Raw genomic sequence first — 1374 nt, 5'->3', positions numbered from 1 at the left:
GAATTCTACTAATACAAAGTTTTCTGGTACATCTGGTTTGTCTTCACCTGGTTGTGGAACGATGTCGTTACCTGTGTAGTTGAATGTTGCATTATGAACTGTATCTTCTGAGTAGCTTGCTTTTATTGCTGGATCCCATGATCTGAATTCATAATCTTTTACACCGTCCATGTTTACTGTTGGTACTGCAAATGTTACTTGTTCATCTTTTAGTACCCAGTATTCTGCTTGGCCTTCTACTGTTCCTCTTGTTGTTTCAAAGCTTACTTTTACGTAATCTTCGTCATTTGGATTTTCTGTTACAACTTTTTCTTTGTACTGTGCTGTTACTTTTAACGCTTCTGTAATTGCTGTTGTATCTTCTTTATCCCAACCTGTGAACTTAAATCCTTCGTTTGCTGTTACTTCTGGTTTTGTAACGTCTGCAAGTGTCTTGTTAGCATCTGGATTTACCCAGTACTTAGTTGTTTCTGTTTCTGCGATTGTACCATTTGCTCCTGGTAGGAATTCTACTAAAACATAGTTTTCTGGTACATCTGGTTTTTCTTCACCTGGTTGTGGAACTATGTCGTCTCCTGTGTAATTGAATGTTGCATTGTGGGTTGTGTCTTCAGTATAAGTTGTTTTAACTGTTGGATCCCATGCTTTGAATTCATAGTCTGTTAAACCTATTACTTCTGGAGCTGGTACTCTTACTTCTGTATCTTTTAGTACCCAGTATTCGCTTGTTCCTTCAAGTGTTCCCTTGCTTGATGCAAAGTCTACTTTTACATAGTCTTCATCATTTGGATTTTCTGTTACAACTTTTTCTTTGTATTGTGCTGTTACTTCTAAAGCACCTTTGATTTCTGTTGTATCTTCTTTATCCCATCCTGTGTGTTTCCAGTTTTCTTCTGGAGTAACAGTTGGTTTTTCTACATCTGCAAGTGTCTTATTAGCTTCTGGATTTACCCAGTACTTATTTGTTCCTGCTAATGTACCATGTTCACCTTCTTTGAATTCTACTAATACAAAGTTTTCTGGTACATCTGGTTTTTCTTCACCTGGTTGTGGAACTATGTCATCACCTGTGTAATTGAATGTTGCGTTATGAACTGTATCTTCTGAGTAGCTTGCTTTTATTGCTGGATCCCATGATCTGAATTCATAATCTTTTACACCATCCATATTTACTGTTGGTACATCAAATGTTACTTGTTCATCTTTTAGTACCCAGTATTCTGCTTGACCTTCTACTGTTCCTCTTGTTGTTTCAAAGCTTACTTTTACATAGTCTTCATCATTTGGATTTTCTGTTACAACTTTTGCTTTGTATTGTGCTGTTACTTCTAATGCAGCCTTAATTTCTGTTGTATCTTCTTTATCCCAACCTGT

The 1374-nt window shown here is 36.5% G+C and carries 1 pseudogene; it reads right to left on the bottom strand.

From position 1 onward, the window contains the following. Nucleotides 1-1374, bottom strand: a pseudogene (locus G534_RS08795) (hypothetical protein); the annotation flags it as partial.

It is taken from the genome of Helcococcus sueciensis DSM 17243 (assembly GCF_000423145.1).
Classification (GTDB): domain Bacteria; phylum Bacillota; class Clostridia; order Tissierellales; family Peptoniphilaceae; genus Helcococcus; species Helcococcus sueciensis.
This window is presented reverse-complemented; position numbering and strand designations above follow the sequence as displayed.